The organism is Bacillota bacterium (assembly GCA_013314855.1).
In the GTDB taxonomy this organism is placed as follows: domain Bacteria; phylum Bacillota; class Clostridia; order Acetivibrionales; family DUMC01; genus Ch48.
Map to the genome: position 1 here is coordinate 1 of JABUEW010000072.1, position 21,895 is coordinate 21,895.

The following is a 21,895-nucleotide window of genomic DNA, read 5'->3' on the forward strand; positions in this document are numbered from 1 at the left end:
CTTCAGCGTGTGGAAAGCTCCAGACCCGGATAGTGAACGGCGCACTCGAGGCATACGACAGGGCAGCCGGCAGGGTGATCTATGAAGAGGAGAGGCTGGAAAGGATATTGGAAGACGGCAAGAGGGCCCTTGCATAGCCATGGGCAATGGTGTGTCTCTTTTCATTAGCATCAAAGCTTCCGAGGTTTAGACTTCGGGAGCTTTGGCTTATGTATCTGGCATCTTTGTATTTGTACATTTTCACCGAATACATCCTTGACTGCTTTGTGTAACCCTTTATCCTTTTCAGTATGAATAGCATGTTTTCTTCAGCATCCAAACCTCTCTCGAACATGTTCTAAATAAGATCCGTGCAAATCTTAGCGTTTTCGGTGGAACCTTTTATTATCCCAAGGACGTTTTTTTCCTGCCTTTGATACGCCAAGGGATACAACTACAGCCAAGTGATTTCCTAATCTTAACTCCATCCATCATGATTATCGGATATAATTGTCTATCTGATGGTTCCGTTCTTTATCATTTCCTCCAGTTCTAAAAATCTACAGTTAAATTTAAGCTCTCATTTACCTTCCTTTGCTGTCCATGGTATAATTCCATTAGTGGCGTCTCCTTTCGTTATTTGGTTTTCCCAACCAATAGTTTAACAAACTGTCGTCAGGAACGCTACTTCAATTTTCACGGACTATAGGACAATTTCTAATTCAAGGTCATAGGTTGCAAGCAAGATACGGTTAAACAGGCCCAGCAGCGACATGAATTATGTCTTGACAACGAGGTGTACAACATTATCGAGCCAAAAATTAAAATGGAGGTTTGATAAAATGCTTTCATTAACTCTCCTTTCTTTAACGGCTAATACTGCCGTGGCCATTCAAAAACAGCTAAAGGAAATATTCGAAGATATGGTTGATATTAAGAGCGTGTGCTTTGAAGAATTATCTCCAAATACCGAGATAAGTGATGCGTTGGTAGTTGTAACAAGTCAAACAATTAAGGATGATGCGCTAAACAATATAAGGCCGGGGACAAAAATTTTATTTGCAGACAGAATTGTAAATATTGAATCTGTCAGTAAACTGTACGAAGTTCCTGAAGGGGCTTTGGTACTAGTGGTTAATAAACTCTACGATACTGCGACACAAGCAATTGACCAGCTGATACGGGCTGGCATAACTCATCTCCAATTCTATCCATACTATCCGGGAATGGTCAATTGGAATAGGTCTTGTAAATATGTTGTTACCTTTGGAGAAAAGCAGCTGGTTCCAGAAGGAGAGTTTGAAATAATAGATTTAGGTATAAGACCCATTGATATAAATACATGCATAGAGATATCAATGGAATTGAATATATATGAAAAGGTTAAGCATACCCTCACATCCGTTTTTTTTCGTCCTTCTTTGAGACTTCTGTATCATTACTCACAGGAATACAATAAAAACCTATTCCTGACTAAAAGACTTCAACAACTGCTTAATATTTTTAAATCGGGGATTGTGCTTTTGGACCAGGATGGTAAAATATCATTTTTTAATCACAAAGCCGAACAACTACTTCAGATTAAAGAAAACTTCTCATCCCATATCAAAAGCGTTCTTGATAAAAGCAAAGTTTCTGGGAAGGACTTTTTTCTATCAATTAATGGGATAATTTGCCATATAGAAATTGACAGTAGCAGTTTCGGGGAAGACATAGGGACAATTATAGTAATAGAAGATATTAAAAATATTGAAAAAATAGAAAAAAATTACAGATATTCTCTTCATGAAAAAGGGCTAACTGCTAAGTATACATTTGACAATATTTTCTATAAATCAAAAAAAATGGAACAGCTTATAATGAAAGCCCGCCAATTTGCTAAAAGCGATTCCACGATATTAATAGAGGGCGAAAGTGGTACAGGTAAAGAACTTATTGCTCAAGCGATACATAATGCTTCGGGCCGGTCGGGGGAAGCTTTTGTTGCTGTAAATTTTGCAGCTCTCAGTGAAAGCCTATGCGAGTCGGAGTTATTCGGTTATGAGGAAGGAGCCTTTACGGGAGCAAAAAAAGGAGGGAAAATAGGCCTATTTGTATTAGCGCATAAAGGTACAATTTTTCTAGATGAAATCGGTGATGCAACAATTAACATACAAAAAAAGGTATTAAGGGCTATACAGGAACGCCAGATAATTCCCGTTGGCGGTTCACAGGTTATACCGGTAGATATCCGTATTATAGCAGCAACAAACCGGGACCTTCAGGCAATGGTAAATGAAGGTCTATTTCGACAGGATTTATATTATCGATTAAGCGTACTGCCCCTTAGGCTTCCGTCTCTTAGGGAAAGAACAGAAGATATTTTCCCCTTATTTGTAAATATCCTGAAAAATCAGTTTAAGGTCAATTTGGAAGAATTTCCCAATATACTTAGAGAGGAGCTTGAACGCTATAAATGGCCTGGAAACGTAAGAGAATTGCGCAACGTAGCAGAATATATGGCAAACTTTATTCAACTTAACATGGACTGGGAAGAAGAGTTTCTAAGTATTCTACGAAGCAAAATTAATAAGACGATGACTGAAAACGATACCTATACTGAAGCAATTATCCGAAGATTGGAAGAACACAGTCAAATACTAAATTTTATAAGTATCCTTAAAGCTCTTGATTCCCCTCCATTTAAGTGGACACGCAAACGATTATTTGATGTGCTTAAGAATTCCGAGGTTAGAATGAGCGAGAGCCAGATAAAAAGGCATCTACTAGTATTAAAGGAGCTGGACCTGATCCAGGCAACTACAGGGGCTGGTACCTATATAAAAGATAGCGGCAGGGCTGTGATTAATCAATTTGAGCGAAACATGGCCAAGACACAATAGTTTGTCCAAATTTGACTGCCATAGATGGACAAGCATGGCCAAACAAAACCCGAACTGCCCATATATCTACGTTATTGATTGGCATAGGTATTGCGATAACATGAGGTATACAATATAAGATTCGCGAATCTTATTTATGAGCAGTTTAATTATTACTAACCAGGAGGAGATGGAACATGTATTACGCGGTAGATTGGGTAGATAGGGTTGATTTCGCAAAAATGCGAGAGATGCGTGTCGAGCGCTTGCGGGAAACAATGGTGAAGCATAACCTGGATGCGCTGATAACTTTCAGAGCAGAAAACATCAGGTACATGACTAACATGAGGCCCTTGTGGTGGCCAATATCTTTCCTGTCCAGAAATGCTTCAATGATGACACAGACCAGCAGCCCGACGCTTTATGTAACCAGCGGAGATGCACCGCGCTGCCGTGCTACAATGACATGGATGGATCCGGAGGATATTAAGCCCTGCGGAACAATGGAAGAGCCCGGTATTGTTGATACCATGATAAAACAGTTCGTACAAACCCTAAGAGAAAAAGGCTTTAAAAAGGGAAGAGTTGGTGTTGACGCAGGTACCTTTGTAATGCTTGAGAAGCTAAAAGCAGCCCTTCCGGATTGTGAGGTTGTTGACGGTGATGCGTGTGTAATAGAAGCTAAAGCGATTTTGAACTCCGAAGAGATAAAACTAATGAGACTGTCATCCAAAATAGCCGAAATAGGTATGCAGACAGCAATTGACAATATAAGGACTGGTGCAAGGAACTGCGAAATACTGGGCGAAGTGATGAAGGTATTCTACTCGTTTGGCATGGAAGTGCCTCAGTGCAACCTTATAGTTACCTCTGGAGAAGAGACAGCTCCACTCCATCGTTTTGCTTCAGACAGAACTATAAGATACGGTGATTTGGTATTCATGGACCTGGGCGGCTGCTTCAACGGGTATTTCTCGGACTTTACAAGGACAGTAGTGCATGGCAAGCCCAATGATATGCAAAAGCGTATTTACAATGCAGTGTACGAAGAAATGATGGTTGTGCATGAATTGCTTAAACCCGGGCATACCAACGAAGAGTTAAATATTGCCGCCCGTAATGTTATCAAGAAGCATGGTTTTGAAGAGTGGGGATTCCACGGAGTATTAGGACACTCCATAGGCGTTTCAGGGCTCTGCGCACCGCTAATTGGAGAAATATCGGCTTCCGGTGGAGAAGTTTTTGAATTCCAGCCCGGTATGTGTTTCTCGTGTGAGCCGGCAATACTGGTACCCAATGTTCCCGGTGGCGGTGGAGTACGATTGGAGGACACTATACTCGTAACTGAAACAGGTAATGAAATATTGACAAAACATCCATATTGCGAGGATTTGCTGGGTTAATCCACAAGGAGGAAGTGCTAGCACGCTTCCTCCTTGTGAAGCATCCAAAAGGAAATTATATATAGAAATGGACCTGAACAGTTCAAATATCTTTCTATATAAGCAGTTATTATTTAACAAGCAGTTGCTGTGATGTACCCACTCATTAGGCTGGACAACTGGTAAACTGAGATAATAACAAGTTTTTTATAAAATTGGAGAGCAAGTTATCTTTAGTCTAAAAAATGGAAGGAGGATTTAGTAAATGGGTAAGGCCAAAAGGAACGGAGTTTTATTGGTAACCTGTATTCTAATTACAGCTATGGCTTTGGGAGCGGGTTGTACCCCAAAAATGGAACTTCAAGCTCCTGGAGAAAATGCCGAGGTAGAAATTCCCAAAAGAGTACTGGCGGTAGGAAGCGCATCTTCCGGAAGTTTGTATGTTACCTATACTGCAGCATGGGCGGACATGCTTATGAAGAACATCGAGGGGCTTAATGTAACTGTAGAGCCGGGCGGATCATCACAAAACATGCAAACTGTACATTCAGGGGATACTGATTTTGGCATTACGGCTACACTGCAAACATACCCAGGCTATTATGGAATTGGATGGGCAAATGGCGCTAAATATCAAAACGTTTGCTCGTTATTCCCTTCTTATTCCTATGAAGGAGTTTTTTTCACTAAGGCATCGAATAGGGACATTAATTCAATAAAAGACCTTGATGGAAAGATTATTTCTTTCGGATATGCTGGCGGAGGAAGTGATTTTACAGGAAGAGAGCTTATGGAGTTCTTTGGGATAAAGCCTAAGGAGATTGTCAATGCTAGCTGGACAGACGTTGGCGGTATGCTTGGGGACGGACTGGTTGATGCGATATTCTATCTTGCTGGACATCCAGCTTCGTTTATTCAGGAATTAGAAATGCAACACGAACTCAAGTTCTTTGGGCTTACTGATGACGAGTTTAAACAATTCCAGGAAGAAAAACCATATTATAATGTAGGCACCCTAAAAAGCGGCACTTATAAGGGAATGACAGATGATTACAAAGCACTTCAAGGATGGAACTTTATCATTGTATCTCCAGAACTTTCAGAAGATTTTGTATACCTGATTACTAAAACAACTTGGGAAAACGTAGAGGCAATTCACAATGCTCACGTAAGCTTTGTACAGACGGATTTAGAGAATGTAAAATACATGAACTTACCATTACATCCAGGTGCTAAGAAGTATTATGAAGAGAAGAATGTTGAACTGCCCCAATTACCATCGCCTCCTAAAAACTGATTACAGCAGGTACATCTATAAGGGTATTATTACCCTTATAGATGTACCCTCCTAATTATTAGTTTATCTCTAATAAGCTGAGATGTATTGATGCCGAAATCAATATAGAATTATTTTGTTTTCGCCTGCAATACGAATTAACGACGAGGTGAATAGATATGGCTCCAGAAACAGAAGATGTAAAAATACAAAAGCTTTTGGATGAATATGAAAAAAGAAAAAGAACTTTTTCTGGTAGAACGGCACAGATAATAACTATAATAGCGGTAGCAGGTTCACTGTGGCATATATATGCATTGGGTATTGCGGCAACATCGGTAATATTATTAAGAAATTTACACGTTATGTTTGGTTTCATATTAATACCATTGCTTTATCCTGGTTTTGATAGAAACGAAAAAATTTCGTTCTTTGACATACTTATGGTTTTATCAGGAATAGCTGTAACAATATATGTATTTATGCAAGACCACAGTTTTATTTTGAGAGCAGGAGTAAGCCCAACCCAGGGGGATATAATATTTGGAGTAATAGCTATATTTTTGGTTCTCGCAATTACCAAAAGGGTATTAGGTTGGCCCTTGGTAATTGTTGCTCTAGCTTTTATGGTTTACGCAAAATTCGGAAGCTATTTTCCAGGTATGTTTATTGGAAGAAACTACTCGTTATCAAGAATTATCAGTTATGTCTTTAATATAGACGGAATATACGGGATAACAACAGGGGTTTCGTCCACATATGTAGTGCTATTTATTCTTTTCGGAGCATTTTTGAAGAACTCTGGTGCGGGCGAGTTATATACCGATTTATCTTATGCTATTGCTGGCAGAGCGAAGGGTGGTCCTGCAAAAGTTTCGGTAATTTCAAGTGCTCTTTTTGGCACCATATCTGGAAGTGGGATAGCTAACGTAGTAACAACTGGCTCAATGACTATTCCATTAATGAAAAAATCAGGATTTAGGAAAGAGTATGCAGGGGCGGTAGAAGCAGTTGCCTCTACCGGTGGTCAAATAATGCCTCCAGTAATGGGAGCAGGAGCATTTTTGATGGCAGAGATGATTGGCGTGCCCTATAAAGATGTGATGATCGCAGCCATACTTCCTGCATTACTCTATTTTGTTACTACTTTTTTTGTCATTGACTTAAGGGCAGGAAAAGATGGGTTAGTAGGTCTTAAAGCAGAAGAACTGCCGAGCATTAAAGAAGTGATAAGAACTAAGGGTCACTTGATTCTTCCGCTGATAATGCTGTTATATGCTCTCATTATTCAGGGTGCAACACCTATAAGAGCGGCTTTTCTATCGATTATTGCTTGCGTAGTAGTTTCTTACTTCAGGAAAGTTACAAGAATGGATATAAAAAGTATATTAAACGCATTGGAAACAGGGATATATGGTTCTTTAGAAGTTATTGCCGCATGCGCTTGTGCAGGAATAATAATGGCATTAGTTTCTTTAACAGGGATAGGTCTTAAACTGTCAACCTTGATAGTAATACTAGCTGGCTCCAGTTTATTCTTAGCTCTTATTTTAACCGCTGTAATTATTGTAATACTCAGTATGGGATTGCCGACAACAGCATGTTATCTTATAGGTGCTGCCATAATGGCACCCGCATTAACCCAATTGGGTATTAGCCCATTGCAATCTCATTTGTTTATTTTTTATTTTGCTTGTCTAAGCGGTATCACCCCTCCAGTAGCATTAGCAGCATATCCAGCAGGGGCGATAGCCAAAGCGAATCCTGTAACAGTCAGTTTTGTTGCATTTAGAATGGCTATTGTAGGTTTTATAATTCCATTTATCATGGTTTATTCCCCCGCTATTCTCCTAATTGGTAAACCATTGGAAGTGGCTATTGTAGTTGTAACTTCTTTGGTAGGCGCATATGCTATCGCAGTGGCTACTGAAGGCTGGTTCAAAAAATCTTTGCATATGCTGGGAAGAGTATTGCTGCTGGTTGGTGGAATATGCATGATTGTTCCAGGTTCGATGACTGACTTTCCAGGAATCGTACTTATTGTATTAGGTTACCTTGTAGGCACAAGATTTAATAAAAAATTGCGAAATTGTAGGTTATAAGGGGTGGTATTAAATTGAAAGCCAATGTATTAACAAAACCAAAAAAGCTTGATTTTGTCGATGTTGCACTTCCAAGACTTAAGCACCACGAAGTGTTAGTGAAGGTTGGCTGTGTGGGAATCTGTGGAACCGACATTTCTGTATATAGAGGTGATTATGCTGCCAAGGAAAATGTTATATTAGGCCATGAGTATGACGGTATTGTAACCGAAGTAGGACCCGAGGTTAGCAAGGTTAAGGTAGGCGAACATGTTGCTTCCCAGGCAAGTTGGGGCTGTGGGAAATGCTATTGGTGTTACAATGGGATGGCTTCGTACTGCCAAAAACCAATTATGTTGGGTAGGACCATAGATGGCTCCCTGGCAGAGTATATCATTGTACCAGAAAACGTACTGCTGAAAATTAGCAGCAACGTAAATCCAATAGAAGCTCAAAGTGTGGTTGGAGTAGCTACTGCCTTAAGAGCTCTGTATCGTTCAGGGATAAGGATTGGGGACAGTGTGTTGCTTATCGGACCTGGATACAGTGGATTGATAATGCAGCAGCTTTGTAAGCTTGCCGGTGCAAAGGAGGTAGGAATGATTGGAACAAGGGACTCCCGGTTGCAAATAGCAAAACATTTAGGGGCAGACTTTATCTGGAATAACAAACAGGATCCTGACTGGGAAAAGAACGTGCTTGAGAGAACAGGCAACGTTGGGTTTGACATTTGCATAGAGGCATCGGGAACTGTATCGGCGTTGTTGTCAGCAGTAAAAATGGTCAAAAAAGGGGGAACTATTGTTCAATTTGGTACTTCTTTCAATTATATTGACGGATTGCCGCAAAAAGACTTTTACAGCAAAGAGATTTCAATGGTTGGTTCAAAAGGAGGATATGGATTTTATCCAAAGGCAATAGAACTATTGGAACAGAAAAAGGTTAAGATTGAACCCCTTATCACCCATAGGTTCCCATTGAGAGAAGCAGCAAGGGCTTTTGAAGTTATGGACAAAAGGCTGGATAATGTAATGAGGGCAGTAGTATTTTGCAATGAGGGATAGTATATGAAAAAAACAAAAATACTCATAGTATCTACGGGAGGTACCATCTCATCGAAGTATGATGGCGAAAAAGGTTATTCACCGGAGATATCTGCCCAGGAATTGGGTTCATCACTTAGCGATATAGAAAATATTGTGGATATTGAGGCCGTACAGTTCTGTAACGTGCTGAGCTTTGCTTTAGAACCATGTCATATATTAGAACTGGTTAACATGATTAAGACAAAATTAACAGAGGGCGTTTATGCGGGAGCTGTTGTTACGCAAGGTACGGCAACGATGGAAGAAACCTCCTACCTAGCTGATTTAATGTGGGATATCGACAAACCTTTGGTTTTCACAGGTGCGATGTTAAATGCTTCGGAAAAGGACTGGGACGGTGCAAGAAATTTGCATAATTCAGTACTGGTTGCTGCGGACCCAAGGGCAACGAGCAAAGGTGTGCTTGTCTGCATGGGCGGGGAAATTCATGCGGCAAGGGATGTTTCCAAAATTCATAAAACAAGTCTGAATGCCTTTGTTTCCCTGAATGTTGGTTTTTTGGGCATGGTATCGAATAATAGGGTGATATTTTATCGGGATCCAATCCTCAGAAAAGTATTTGCACCGATTGAAAGATTGGAAACAGGTGTAGAAATACTAAAAGTCAGTTTGGGGACAAGTTCAAGGATATTGGACCTAATGATTTCCGAAGGTTACAAGGGAATTGTTATTGAAAGCTTACCAGGAGGTGGTGGGGTTACTCCGGGAATAATGGATACTGTCAGAAAAGCACAGGAGAGAGATATTGTATTTGTTTTGACTCCACGCTCACCTATGGGAACTTCTGTGTCCAGGGCCAGTGGCGGCTGTGGACCATGGGACTTGCGTCAATGCGGTGTGATAAACGGCGGGGACCTCACTTCCGTAAAGGCCAGAATATTGCTAATGGTTGCGCTTCCATTGGTTGATAGCAAAATGGAACTAAAAGAAATCTTCGATGAAATTGCCCCGTGAAAACAGCAGATAATAAGTAAAGACTAAAAAACCAGAAAATAAGCTATGTATAGAAATTCTTATACTTTAGGCATTTACGGGGGGATGTATTATGAAGGCAGCGGTTTTAAGAAATTTTTCAGAACCTCTTTCAATAGAGGATGTGCCTGTTCCAAAGGTTCAAGACAATGAAATCCTGGTAAAAGTAAAGGCGTGTGGAATGTGCGGGACAGATATAAAAATATGGAAAGGATACAAAGAAGTAAAAGAGCTGCCATTAATTATGGGGCATGAACCTTCCGGTGAAATTGTCGAATTAGGTGATGGAGTAAAAGACTTTAAAATAGGAGACAGAGGCATAGCCCATTTCTATTTATGTTGTGGTCATTGTTTATTCTGCAAAACAAATAGGGAAACTCTATGCAGCAATATAAGAGGACGGCTGGGTTTTGAATTAGATGGTGGTTTTACAGAGTATATTGTAATACCGGCGCAGAATTTTATCCCCATACCGGATGAGCTTAGCTTTGAAGATGCATGCATAATACCGGACGCGATTTCTACAACGTATCATGCTTTATCGAAGGTTCCCGTCAGTGATGCGGACAATGTCCTGATTATGGGTCTGGGAGGGCTTGGGCTCCATGCTTTACAACTAGCCAAGGCCATGGGTGCAAACGTGATAGGTGTTGATATAAGTGAAGAAAAATTGGACTTTGCACGTGGATTGGGATTTGAAAATTTGGTTCTTTATGACCAAAACCAAGCGAGGTATAAAGACAGTATTTTACAAATAACGAATGGTGCAGACATATCCATCGTCCTGGAAACTGTCTCTTCATCGGAAACAATAAACAGTAACTTGGAGCTATTGGGGAAATCAGGCAAAGTAATCCTGAATGGTTATAGGCCTGATCCGGTAGATATTCCAATTTACACCTTTGTATTGAAGGAATTGTCCATGTACGGTTCACGGGCTTCATGCAGAAGTGATGTCCTAGAAGTAATTAAATTGATCACCGATGGCCGCCTAAAACCTGTTGTTTCAAAAAAATATAGACTTGAGGAAATAAACTGTGCCTTAGAGGATTTATTTCGGGGCAAAAATATCGGCAGACAGGTAATTTCATTCGAATGATAAAATCTCCCAAGAAAGGAGGTTTTTGGGGTGTTCGATTCAATAGTACTAAACGGCAATATCGTATATCCGGGACGTATTATTCAGTGTGGCAATATTGGTATAAGGAATGGGAAGATTGAAGCAATAACAGGCCCTGATACGATACTACAAGGCGCACATGTAATAGATGCAACGGGTAAATATATTTTTCCAGGAATAATAGAAACCCATTCTCATTTAGGTGTAGGTGCAGGGGAAGAGGATTTTTTGACAGAAACAAGTTCTGCTGCGATTGGCGGTGTGACAACAATATTGTTTTTCCTGAGAGACAACTCTTCTTATGACGAAATATTCAGGTATGTTATGTCTAAAGGAGAGGAAAAAGCATATACCGACTTCTCTTTCCATATTGTTTTAATAACCGAAGAGCATTTGAACTCTATACCGAAATATATTGATGAATTCGGCATAACTTCCTTTAAGCATTACTTGACTTATCGTGGAGAAGATGCAAAAACTACAAACTTTGGAGGAAATCCAATTAAATTTGATAACATTTGCGACGGATATATATTGGAAAGCTTTGAAAGGCTCTCCAAATATCCAAAGGCGGTTGCGATAGTCCATGCCGAAGATATTGAAATAGTCCATAGGGCAAAAAAGAGGCTTATTGGCGAGGGCAGGTCGGACCTTGAGGCATGGGCTCTATCAAGGCCAGTTATTGCAGAGGTTGAGGGAGTAAGAAGGGCACTGACCTTTGCGAAAGAGGCGGGCTGCAGGGTTAATATACTTCATATTACTTCAGAATTAGCGCTGAATGTAGCAATAGAATTCAGGAAGGTCTATGATAAGGTTTTCATCGAAGCCTGTCATCCCTATATGATCTTGAATGAAAAGGATGTAACGTCTAAGAAATATAAGCTAAGGCCTCCATTGAGAACCAAGAGGGATAATGAGAGATTATGGGAAGCGGTTAAAGCGGGAGATATAAATACAATCGGCTCGGACCATGTACCGCGTAAACTAGCAGCCAAAATGGGAGATATTTGGAGCTCGTCAGCCGGTGCCCCGGGAACACCGTTCCTGTTCCCGGTAATGTTAAGCGAGGGTTATCATAAAAGAAATATGCCCCTTATAGATATTGCAAAAACCCTTAGTCTAAATCCAGCACGGCTATACGGCCTTTATCCCCATAAGGGGGATATTGGTGTGGGCTTTGACGCTGATATGGTTATTGTTGATTTAGACAGGGAATACGTTTTGAAATCTTCGGATATTTCGCAGTACAGCGATTATATTTTATACGAGGACTTAAAGGTAAAGGGTTTTCCGGAGACCACCATGATAAGGGGTAAGATAGTTGTTCAAAATGGAGAGGTGGTTGGAGATTCCGGCTGGGGTAGGTTTGTGAGACGATAATATTAAACAAGGATGAAAGCAGGTGATACGATTGGATAAAGTTTTAGTGACTAATGCATCCTTTGCCAAGTATAGCGAGAAGGCTGAAAAAATACTAACGGATTATGGGCTTGGTATTACAAGGGCAAAGCAACCTGTAACCGGTGATAGTGATTTACTTAGCCAACTGGATGATATTGTTGCAATTATTACAGGCTTGGAGCCCATTACCAGGAAAGTTATCAGTTCCGCACCGAGATTAAAAGTAATAGTAAAGCACGGGATAGGCGTTGACAACATCGACCTCAATGCTGCTAAAGAAAATGGTGTTATTGTTGCTAATTCGCCTGGAACCAACAGGGAGGCTGTTGCGGATTTAGTTTTTGGACTTATGCTATCTTTAGCCAGAAAGATTCCGCAGTCCGATAGACAAGTCCGAGAGAGGAAATGGCCTAAGGTATTCGGACAGTCAGTATGGGGCAAAATCTTGGGAATTATTGGATTAGGATTCATTGGGAAAAGCGTTGCACAAAGGGCTAAAGGATTCAATATGAAGGTTCTTGCGTTCGATAAATTTTGGGACGAAGAGTATGCAAGTGCCAATAACATCATTCGAACAGATGTTGATGAAATACTTAAAGAATCTGATTTTGTTACCCTACACGTACCACTTATGGAAGAAACTCGGAATCTTATCGGAGAGAAACAATTTAGTATTATGAAACCTACAGCATATTTGATAAATGCTGCAAGAGGAGGAGTAGTGGACGAGGCTGCTATGTACAAGGCTTTAACAGAAGGCAAAATAGCCGGTGCTGGAATAGACGTGTTTTCAACTGAACCGCCTACCGATTCACCGCTTCTTGGACTGCAGAATGTTATACTTACGCCTCATATGGGAGGATTTACTGATGGAGCTTTAGGCATGACCAGTGAATTCGTGTCTCAGGTAGTTGTAGACGCATTGAAAGGCAAAGACATTGGAAGCAGAATAGTATAGTTTTTTTGTCCAGTACTTTAAAAATGAGCAATATCTTCTAGAATAGAATACGCCATATTTAGAAATTAGAGAGGAAGGATATCATGGAAAGAGAAGGTTTTTGGCTTAGTAACTATAACGAAGCGTCAGAGGTTAAAGGACAACTAAAAAATATGAAAAAAATCAAGGTCTATGACACAACCCTCCGTGATGGGGAGCAGAGCATCGGCGTAAGTATTAATGCAGAGGACAAGCTCAGAATTGCCAAGAGATTGGTTGAAGCAGGCGTCGATCGTATTGAAGCAGGTTTTGCGGCAAGCAGTGAAGAGGATAGAATTGCAGTAGCAAATATCGTCAAGGAAGTTAAGGGTGCTGAAATATGGGGCTTTGGTCGCTGTGTTGTAAACGATGTAAAAATAATTGCAGAAACCGGGGTAAAGCATACAGTATTGGAAACATACACAAGCCCTTATAAAATGAAAGCGTGGAATGCTTCGGAAGAGGTTGTATTGAAAAGAATCCGCGATGCAGTAAGTGCTGCCAAGCAGGAAAACATTTATACGGCTTTCTTCGCAGTTGATGCTACCCGCTCTGAGCCTGAGTTTCTTAAAAAAGCGTACCAGGCTGCAGTAAAGGATTGTGGAGCTGATGAAATTGTTATCGTTGATACGCTGGGGGTTGCTACACCAGAGGCCATGGCTTACTTGACAAAGCTTGTAAAATCCTGGGTGGATGTTCCGGTTGCAGTTCATTGCCACAATGACTTTGGTTTAGCATTGGCCTGCACATTAGCTTGCCTAAAAGAGGGCGCCGATTGCGCTCATGTTACAGTAAACGGTTTAGGCGAAAAGAGCGGAAATGCCGATATTGCTGAATTAGCTATTGCACTTCATGGCCTTTACGGTATTGAAACAAATTTAAAACTGGATAAATTATATGACCTGAGCAAACTTGTTGAGGAGATAACCAAAGTTCCCGTATCGCCTATGCGTCCGGTGGTTGGAGATATGGTGTTTACTCGTGAAAGCGGGTTGGTAGTGGCCCAGATGCTGTCATATCCTCCGTCGGTTGAAGGCTACGCTCCGGAAGTTGTTGGCCGTAAGAGGGAAGTGTCATTAGGTAAAAAGAGCGGTAAGAAGTCCATTGAGTATGCCCTTGATCAAGTAAACGTAGAATTATCTGAGGATAAGATTGATATCTTGCTTGAAGAGGTGAAAGCTTTCAGTACGCAAAAAAAAGGTTCAGTAAGCCTTGATGAGTTTAAAGTAATGGCTTTAAGGCTCAAAGTTTAGGAAGCCAAATATAGTCTACACAGTTTGCAGACAAACACGGTTTCCACTAGTGGCGGAAGCCGTGTTTTTTTATCAAATAACATAGTACTACAATGTTGAATGTTGAATTACCAGTACCCTTACATTACCAATGCAATGTAAGCGCTAAATAATCGTACGCATGTTCAACCAGCGAAAATCATGAGAAAATACCTCCATAAGATCACAGAATGGAGGTATTCAATTGACTAAGCAAGAACGGCAGGCGCTGGTAGCTGAATGCCGGGCAAGCGGTATGACAGCAAAGGCATGGTGTAAAACAAAGGGTATTGAGTATCGTCAGTATATTGGCTGGGCAACGCGGGTAAACCGGGAAGACCAAAATCAACCGCAACAGTGGGCTGATGTAACCATGATAAAAGAGGGACGCCCTACAGAAATTAAGCTTAACTGCGGCAAATGGACTATTTGTGTGGGTCCCGGTTTTAGCCCCTCCTTACTTACGGATGTGCTTAGGGTTGTGGAGGGCCTATGCTGAAAGAAATCACCAGCTATGATGGGATATATCTCGCTTGTGGAGCCACTGATCTACGGAGATCGGTCGACGGACTGGCCATAATCATAAAGCAGGAATTCAAGATGGATCCCTTTGGGAACTATCTTTTCCTCTTCTGCAACAAGAACCGCAATCGGCTAAAAGCCCTGAGCTGGGATCGTAACGGCTTTATACTGTATTACAAAAGGCTGGACGGTGCGGGGGCCCGGTTTGTTTGGCCGAACAAGCCGGCCGATGTAAGGAACATAACGGTCAAGCAACTGCGCCTACTCATGGAAGGCCTGTCTATCGACCCACCCAAAGGTTTTGGCAATATCACAGCCAGGGACTTCTACTGATGAGGTCTCCACACCACCTCCGGGGTGCTTGATATCACGATTTGAGGCGAAGATTTTATTGCAAAAATGGCTCAAAAACCTTAATTTTACTAGGTTTTTGGGCTTTTTTGTGCTATAATTAAGTCATGAAAACGCTTGATTTTACGGGCCTTGCGCCCGAAGTAACTGCATATATATTAGGACTCGAAACGCAACTGCAGGAACAGGCAGCACGCCTGCAGGAGCAGGCTCAAACCTTAGAATCTCAGAAGGTGCGTATCGACCGACTCACGGATATGCTGGTTAAGTTTCAGAAGGCCGTGTACGGGCAATCGAGTGAAAAGAGAAAGTATGTGCTTGGCGAGGATACAAATCAGCTCTCTCTTTTCAACGAGGCGGAGGCCGAAGCCAACCGGAACGCGCCGGAACCCAAGAAAATTACTGTTGCTGAACATGTTCGGAAAGCCAAACGTACCAAGGAAGAGTTGGCCGCTGACGTTCCTGTGGTGGAGATTCTCTGTGATCTTGACGAAGAGCAGCGTGTTTGTGAGACATGCGGCGGAAAAATGCGAGTCCTCGGCAAAGAGACTATTCGCGAAGAATTAGAATTCATTCCGGCCCAGGCAAGGCTGCTTCGCTATGTCCGGGAGAGCTATGTTTGTGAGAGCTGCGAGAAGGAAACGGGAGAAGCCACCATCACTAAAGCGCCTGTCCCAGCCCCGGTCATTAAAAAGAGTCTTGCTTCACCATCATCAGTTGCTTACGTTATGTACCAGAAATATGTAAACGCCATGCCGCTCTACCGCCAGGAAAAAGACTGGGCCAATCAAGGCATAATTCTTTCCAGAGCGACTTTGGCCAACTGGATTATACGGGCGGCAACTGACTGGCTTGAGCCTCTTTGGGAAACAATGAAGTCTCATTTGCTTAATGAGGCTGTGATTCACGCGGATGAGACGGTAATCCAGGTACTCAAGGAAGAAGGTAAAAAGCCAACATCGGAGTCGAGGATGTGGGTGTACTGTTCCGGTAATACCTGTGGGCCTCCTGTAGTGCTGTTTGAATACCAGCCCACGCGCTCGGGCGAGCATGCCAGGCGTTTCTTGAACGGCTTTAGCGGTTATCTGCAGACCGATGGTTACAGCGGATACGATAAAGTACAAAATATTACCCGATGCGGCTGCTGGGCTCATCTCCGACGCAAGTACCAGGATGCGCTGCCGAGGAACGGAGATGTAAATGGCTCCACTGCTGCCATTGGATTTGACTATTGCAACCAGCTGTTTTCCATTGAGAAGGAATTAGAAATGCTTACTCCGGAAGAACGGAAATTTAAGCGTCAGGAACGGTCCAAGCCAGTCCTTGAGGCTTATTGGTCATGGCTTGAAACCGCAAATCCGCTTCAAGGCTCCAAACTTGCTGAGGCCATCAATTATTCTGTAAACCAAAAAGCTACATTAGGCGTATTTCTTGAAGATGGGCGTATTGAGTTATCTAATAACCGGGCTGAGAACGCGCTCAGGCCATTCGTAGTCGGAAGAAAAGGCTGGTTGTTCGCGGATACGACCAAGGGAGCCAAAGCCAGCGCCATTATTTACAGTATTGTGGAAACGGCAAAGGTGAATAAACTAAACGTCTACAAGTACCTGCTACATATCTTCAGCACAATGCCGGCGCTTGATTTTAAGGCAGAGCCATCACTCCTTGAAAGCTTTCTACCCTGGTCAGATAAGTTGCCGGACTGCTGCCATAACGGGAATAATTGAATAATAGATCATCGAAACCCGGTACGACGAGAGAATCGTGCCGGGGTTTTATTTTCTTGCGCACCTCAATATTTAGCGCTTACAATGCAATAAACCTTGAACCTATGTAAAACAGGTATCAAGGGGGTAATGATTGTGAGCCAAAATATAATAAAGAAAATATCACCGTTTGCATTGCCAAAACTTCAAAGGTACCTTGATAAGTTTATGAATATCTTTCGCCGTAGTGATACTATGAATGCCGCAGAGCGCTATATAACGGGTTTATTAAGCGATATTCCTTATAAAAACTGCGGAATGATGGCCGAATATATGAGCTTGTCCAATCTTCCGTGGAATTTCAGCAGCGTAGTTTTTCTTTGATTTTCACAGATTAACCCACCTGTGATAGTTCAGCGGATTTTTTATTGTTTAAAGCATCTATCAGAAAGGGGGATTTGCTTGTACCCCTTTATTGTCTTTAACTTTTCTTCTGCCAGTATAAAGCCGGACGAAATCCATCTTAAAACCTGATTGCCGCTCTGCCAGTTCTTAACTCGGCCAGTTACATTGAGAGCAGTTCCTATGGCTGATTCAATGGGGTTGGTGTTTGAAAGTGTAGCTCTTAACAGGCCGGGTACTTTCAGTTTGTGAACTGTAAGGGTTTCTTCAAGTCCCTCCATTAAGCTGGCTGCTGCGGATGGATATTTGAATTCAAGCTCTTTTGATATGCCAAGGGATACAACAACCAGATAGTCTCCTGTCTTTACTCCATCCATCTATCATGATTACCGGATAATAATCGTCTATCTGACGGTTCATGAATTCCTGCATTAGCTTTTCTGTTTCTTTTATGAACCTGCGGCTTACAGCGCTTTTTGAGATTGAAAGCGGTTCTTCCGGTACTTCATCCAGGGTATAACCGTAATTTCTAACGGATACGCCATGAAGGATCCTTTGCAATGCTGCATTATTGAGCGCATCTTCCTTCTGAAACTGTATAAGCGTTTCTAGAGGCAATTCTGTGCTTCCGTCTTTAGTTCTGACTCTTGGCTTTTGTACTGCTATTTTCTGGCCCCCTAATACAACGCCGGCTTTTTCATATCCATGCCGGTATGCTGTCCTGGATGGGTCATGCCTGCCTTTCTCCCCGGCATATGATGCAACCTCATCTTCAAGCATGATCTTTAAAGCCTTGATACCCAATTGCACCGATAATGACAGCAGTCCGTCCCGTGCTATTTCCTCCAGTTCTGAAAAATCTACAGTTAGATTTAAGGTCTCATTTACCTTCCCTTGCTGTTCATGGTATAATTCCATTAGTGGCGTCTCCTTTCGTTATTTGGTTTTCCCAACCAACAGTTTAACAAACTGTCGTCAGGAACGCCACTTCAATTTCCACGGACTTTGGGACAATTTCTTGAATATATGGAAGGCACATCAGCTCAATCTTTACAGGACTTTATCACTAACAGTCCCTGGGACCACGAGCAGCTTAACAAGCAAAGAGTAGAACTTATGCTTGAAAATGCAGTAGCTTCTGACGGAGCCCTTATATTTGATGACACAGACTTTCCGAAAAAAGGCAACTGTTCTGTGGGTGTAGCGCGTCAGTACTCAGGCACTCTGGGTAAAGTGGGTAATTGTCAGATAGCCGTAAGCTGTCAATATACAGATCTCAAGTACACATGGCCTGTAAATGCAAGACTGTATCTGCCCGAAAGCTGGACATCTGACATCCGGAGGATGAAGAAAGCCAAGGTTCCCGAAGAGGTTTCTTTTAAAACAAAGCCCCAGATCGCTCTGGAACTTTTGGACCAGGCAAATCAATTGGGTGTAAAGCATAACATCATCCTCGGAGACAGCTTTTACGGCAGGAATAACACTTTCATTGAGGGTCTTGAGGCCCGTGGTGAAACCTATGCATTATCTGTACCCTGCAACTTTACAGTAAGATTTGAACAGGATATTAAAACATTCCTTCCACCTGTAAAGTCAAAAGCTAAACGCACAGGACGGCCAAGGCTCAAGCCCGAACCCACTCCTATGCCTCCACAGTACAGAGTTGACTGGCTCATTGACAAAATACCTCAGGTTACTGGAAGGTCATCTGCTGGAGAGACGGCAGCAAAGGAGAGCTTAAGAAACAGTTTGCTTTCTTAAGGGCTTACTGGTCTACTCAAACCAAGACGGGCAAGCAAGGGTGGCTTGTATTTGAAAGGCCGGTGCCAGGGGAAACCGGCGATACCAAGTATTACTTCAGTGATCTGCCATTGGATACTCCTGATGTAAAGATTGTTGAATATGTTCACAGAAGACATACCATTGACCGTTTCTATCAGGATGCAAAGGACGAACTCGGTCTTGACCAATACGAAGGTCGAATGTGGCATGGCTTTCACAGGCATTTCATCATGGTTATGCTGGCTTATTCCTTCCTTACCCTGCGACGGCGAGTAGAAAGTGAGACAAACAGGCAATATGAAGTTTTGGTCGACAAACCTTGTGTTACATCACCTACTTTCAGCGTCAGGGAAGTTTTTCCCCCTGAAGCAATTTGTACTTGAAAGTATATCTTCCGTAAGAAAACGTGTTCTCGATAAACTCTATGCATCATATATTTTATGGGTTTCACAACCCAGACAGAGGAGGATTTTTTTCCTGCCTCTGCGTACTTAACAGAGTAGTACTAGTACTAAGATGTAAACCACCTACAGGAACTTAAAGGTTTGTGTAGAATTATTACCATCATAGGGCTTCACTGCTGGGCTATCTTTGGTTTTGGTCATCATCTAGATTCTACACAAGGACTGGGAAACCTTTTTGTTTAAATATTTTTTTGTATTATTGCCCTACTTTTTCAGGAGGAATTATTAATAATTGGATTTTATCAGTTGATTATTGCAAGGGTAGATGATAATATGCCATGGGCGTTCTAGCGGAAGCAGGATCTGCAAAAGGGGTCGGAACAGTTGCTTTGTTTATATGAGGTTGCAAAAGGGCAATAATATTGGAGGATTTTCCAGAATTAAGTCGAATATATAATATATAATGTTGACAGGAGAATAACATACTGAAAAGCAGGCATAGAGGGGGAGATAAATTGAAGACCCGCTTGTTTATTCTTGCGTTTCTGGTGTTCTCGCTGGGGGCTTTAACTCCAGTGCTGGTATTGAAAGAAAGCTATTACCAGGTGGCACAGCCGGGCAGCCTCGTGATAGTAATCGCATTGGCGCTAGCGGTTTCGTTTGTCTGGGCGCAAATAATGGCCGGATATCAGCGGAAGCATGCGGAAAAATCGCAGCTGCTGATAGAAAATATCAACAGGTCGAGCATGACCCAGTCGGTAAAGAAGTCCAGCGACCGGGATATGGATCAAATCATTGAAGCCCTTAACGTAATGACAAAGAATATAAGGAGGCTGGTCTCCAAGGTCCTTACCGCTTCGGACAGGCTGTTTACCTATTCTGAAAACATAGCACAGGACTGCCGCACCGTTAACAGCTCGGTGGAGGAGATATCCATGACCATAAATGAAGTGTCTCAGGGCGCCGAAACCCAGGCGGAAAGGGCTATGGGCGCCAAAAACAGCACCGGTCGTATAGTGGAGGATTCAAGAGCTATTGCGGAGATAGCGGAGAGTACCTTTTCGGTTACCAAGGATATGAAGGACCAGGTCAAGCAGTCGGAGGAGAAGCTCCAGGAGCTGCTTTCGAAGCTGGACAGATGCAATAACGACAACAAGGAGCTGGCGGTGGAAATAAGCCGTCTGCAGCAGGAGGCAAACGAGATAAAGAAGATAATCGGAATAGTGAGGGGGATAAGCGAGCAAACCAATCTCCTGGCTTTGAACGCTGCCATTGAAGCGGCAAGGGCAGGGGAAAGCGGCAAGGGTTTTGCGGTGGTTGCGGAAGAAGTGAGAAAGCTCGCCGAAGAATCCGACAGGTCCGCATCCCGCATAAAAGAGATAGTTGAGAATATTTCGGAGAAGATAAACCATATAACCCAGCGCATTGAGGGACAGGTCAAGGATATGGATACGAGCGTGCAGTATGCCGGTGAGTTCCGGGAGCTGTTCGTAAGCGTAGACAGGACCTCCGGCGATACGTTAAAGTCTGCCGAGGAGATAGTCAAGCTTTCCAGTCAGGGTATTTCCAACGCCAGCAAGGTGGACGAACTGATGGAGGAGATATCGGCGGTAACCCAGCAGACAGCAGCGGGGATGGAGGAGATAAATGCTTCGGTTCAGAAAGAGGTGGACATGGTAAGGGGCATCTACGAATCCGTCGAGAGTCTTACTGCCATGGCCAGAGAACTAAACGAGGCAATGAAGTCGATAGAGGGGAACTACAGTCTGGACAAGTCTGATGAGGAAAGGGTCAGGCTGGGGCAGGAGATACTTATCAATGCCCTTAAGGAGATGGGTTCCTTTAATCCGGAGGACAGGAAGAGGTCAGAGGCCTTCGCAGCGCAGCTGGGAAGCAAGTACAAGGATGTGTTCGAAGCAATCATTGTCCTGGATGCCGAAGGCAATGTAACCGGAGGCAGTGTGAAAACCGAAACCAGGAATTTCTCCCACAGGCAGTATTTCAAAGAAGCCATCCAGGGCAGAAATTATGTCACCTCACCGTATATATCGGTTATTACTGAAGAGTACTGCATTACGGTGGCAGTTCCCATTAAGGTTGGCGGGAAGACTGTTGGCGTGGCCTTCGGGGATGTCATACTGTAAAATATGTAATAAAATCTATTATACATCCCGGAAGGATTTTCCCCTCAGCCATAGAATATTAAATCATTAAAATATTTTACGGAGGTGGTAAGGGTGCAGCTTACCTATCTGCTGGCGCTTCTTTTTGCGGTAGTTGTCGCTATGTTTGCCATAGTCAAT

The 21,895-nt window shown here is 42.5% G+C and carries 20 protein-coding genes; 17 read left to right on the forward strand and 3 right to left on the reverse strand.

Annotated elements, in window-relative coordinates; all coding sequences use genetic code 11:
- Positions 1–79: 79 nt before the first annotated feature.
- Positions 80–319 (reverse strand): hypothetical protein, encoded by a 240-nt coding sequence (locus HPY74_12750; GenBank protein NSW91517.1) that lies wholly within the window; start codon positions 317–319, stop codon positions 80–82.
- 502 nt (positions 320–821) lie between these two features.
- On the opposite strand from HPY74_12750, the gene HPY74_12755 reads away from it, so the two are divergent.
- From HPY74_12755 to HPY74_12820, 14 genes are all read left to right on the forward strand, one after another.
- The gene (locus HPY74_12755) at positions 822–2,861 is read left to right on the forward strand and encodes a sigma 54-interacting transcriptional regulator (protein ID NSW91518.1); all 2,040 of its coding nucleotides are present in this window, start codon (positions 822–824) and stop codon (positions 2,859–2,861) included.
- 176 nt (positions 2,862–3,037) lie between these two features.
- Complete coding sequence (locus tag HPY74_12760; protein NSW91519.1) at positions 3,038–4,243, forward strand: aminopeptidase P family protein; 1,206 nt, start codon at positions 3,038–3,040, stop codon at positions 4,241–4,243.
- A gap of 244 nt (positions 4,244–4,487) precedes the next feature.
- Complete coding sequence (locus HPY74_12765) at positions 4,488–5,519, forward strand: TAXI family TRAP transporter solute-binding subunit (protein ID NSW91520.1); 1,032 nt, start codon at positions 4,488–4,490, stop codon at positions 5,517–5,519.
- 158 nt (positions 5,520–5,677) lie between these two features.
- On the forward strand, positions 5,678–7,600 hold the full coding sequence (locus tag HPY74_12770) for a TRAP transporter permease (GenBank protein ID NSW91521.1): 1,923 nt from the start codon (positions 5,678–5,680) through the stop codon (positions 7,598–7,600).
- A 14-nt stretch (positions 7,601–7,614) separates the two neighbouring features.
- Positions 7,615–8,643 carry an alcohol dehydrogenase catalytic domain-containing protein gene (locus HPY74_12775; protein ID NSW91522.1) on the forward strand — a complete coding sequence of 343 codons (1,029 nt, stop codon included), beginning with the start codon at positions 7,615–7,617 and terminating at the stop codon, positions 8,641–8,643.
- 3 nt (positions 8,644–8,646) lie between these two features.
- Positions 8,647–9,639: an asparaginase gene (locus HPY74_12780; protein NSW91523.1), complete on the forward strand. Its 993-nt coding sequence runs from the start codon at positions 8,647–8,649 to the stop codon at positions 9,637–9,639.
- A 91-nt stretch (positions 9,640–9,730) separates the two neighbouring features.
- Positions 9,731–10,756 carry an alcohol dehydrogenase catalytic domain-containing protein gene (locus tag HPY74_12785; GenBank protein NSW91524.1) on the forward strand — a complete coding sequence of 342 codons (1,026 nt, stop codon included), beginning with the start codon at positions 9,731–9,733 and terminating at the stop codon, positions 10,754–10,756.
- 30 nt (positions 10,757–10,786) lie between these two features.
- Positions 10,787–12,157 (forward strand): amidohydrolase family protein, encoded by a 1,371-nt coding sequence (locus HPY74_12790; GenBank protein ID NSW91525.1) that lies wholly within the window; start codon positions 10,787–10,789, stop codon positions 12,155–12,157.
- A 31-nt stretch (positions 12,158–12,188) separates the two neighbouring features.
- Positions 12,189–13,136, forward strand: coding sequence for a phosphoglycerate dehydrogenase (locus HPY74_12795; GenBank protein NSW91526.1), 948 nt, complete (start codon positions 12,189–12,191; stop codon positions 13,134–13,136).
- Between the two features lie 83 nt (positions 13,137–13,219).
- A complete protein-coding gene (locus tag HPY74_12800) occupies positions 13,220–14,407 on the forward strand; it encodes a homoaconitate hydratase (GenBank protein NSW91527.1) in 1,188 nt (395 codons plus the stop codon).
- A 223-nt stretch (positions 14,408–14,630) separates the two neighbouring features.
- Positions 14,631–14,924, forward strand: a complete 294-nt coding sequence (locus HPY74_12805; protein NSW91528.1) for a hypothetical protein — start codon at positions 14,631–14,633, stop codon at positions 14,922–14,924.
- A complete protein-coding gene (gene tnpB / locus HPY74_12810; protein NSW91529.1) occupies positions 14,918–15,280 on the forward strand; it encodes an IS66 family insertion sequence element accessory protein TnpB in 363 nt (120 codons plus the stop codon). The genes HPY74_12805 and tnpB overlap by 7 nt, the downstream gene beginning before the upstream one ends.
- Before the next feature lie 125 nt (positions 15,281–15,405).
- Complete coding sequence (locus tag HPY74_12815) at positions 15,406–17,025, forward strand: IS66 family transposase (protein ID NSW91530.1); 1,620 nt, start codon at positions 15,406–15,408, stop codon at positions 17,023–17,025.
- A 135-nt stretch (positions 17,026–17,160) separates the two neighbouring features.
- Complete coding sequence (locus HPY74_12820) at positions 17,161–17,388, forward strand: hypothetical protein (protein ID NSW91531.1); 228 nt, start codon at positions 17,161–17,163, stop codon at positions 17,386–17,388.
- Between the two features lie 41 nt (positions 17,389–17,429).
- On the opposite strand, the gene HPY74_12825 is transcribed toward HPY74_12820, so the two are convergent.
- Positions 17,430–17,783, reverse strand: a complete 354-nt coding sequence (locus HPY74_12825; GenBank protein NSW91532.1) for a hypothetical protein — start codon at positions 17,781–17,783, stop codon at positions 17,430–17,432.
- Positions 17,719–18,324 carry a transposase gene (locus HPY74_12830; protein NSW91533.1) on the reverse strand — a complete coding sequence of 202 codons (606 nt, stop codon included), beginning with the start codon at positions 18,322–18,324 and terminating at the stop codon, positions 17,719–17,721. The genes HPY74_12825 and HPY74_12830 overlap by 65 nt, the downstream gene beginning before the upstream one ends.
- Positions 18,325–18,432: 108 nt before the next feature.
- On the opposite strand from HPY74_12830, the gene HPY74_12835 reads away from it, so the two are divergent.
- From HPY74_12835 to HPY74_12845, 3 genes are all read left to right on the forward strand, one after another.
- On the forward strand, positions 18,433–19,167 hold the full coding sequence (locus tag HPY74_12835) for an IS701 family transposase (GenBank protein NSW91534.1): 735 nt from the start codon (positions 18,433–18,435) through the stop codon (positions 19,165–19,167).
- Between the two features lie 62 nt (positions 19,168–19,229).
- Positions 19,230–19,571, forward strand: a complete 342-nt coding sequence (locus HPY74_12840) for a hypothetical protein (protein NSW91535.1) — start codon at positions 19,230–19,232, stop codon at positions 19,569–19,571.
- A 536-nt stretch (positions 19,572–20,107) separates the two neighbouring features.
- Positions 20,108–21,736 (forward strand): hypothetical protein, encoded by a 1,629-nt coding sequence (locus HPY74_12845; GenBank protein NSW91536.1) that lies wholly within the window; start codon positions 20,108–20,110, stop codon positions 21,734–21,736.
- Positions 21,737–21,895: the final 159 nt, after the last annotated feature.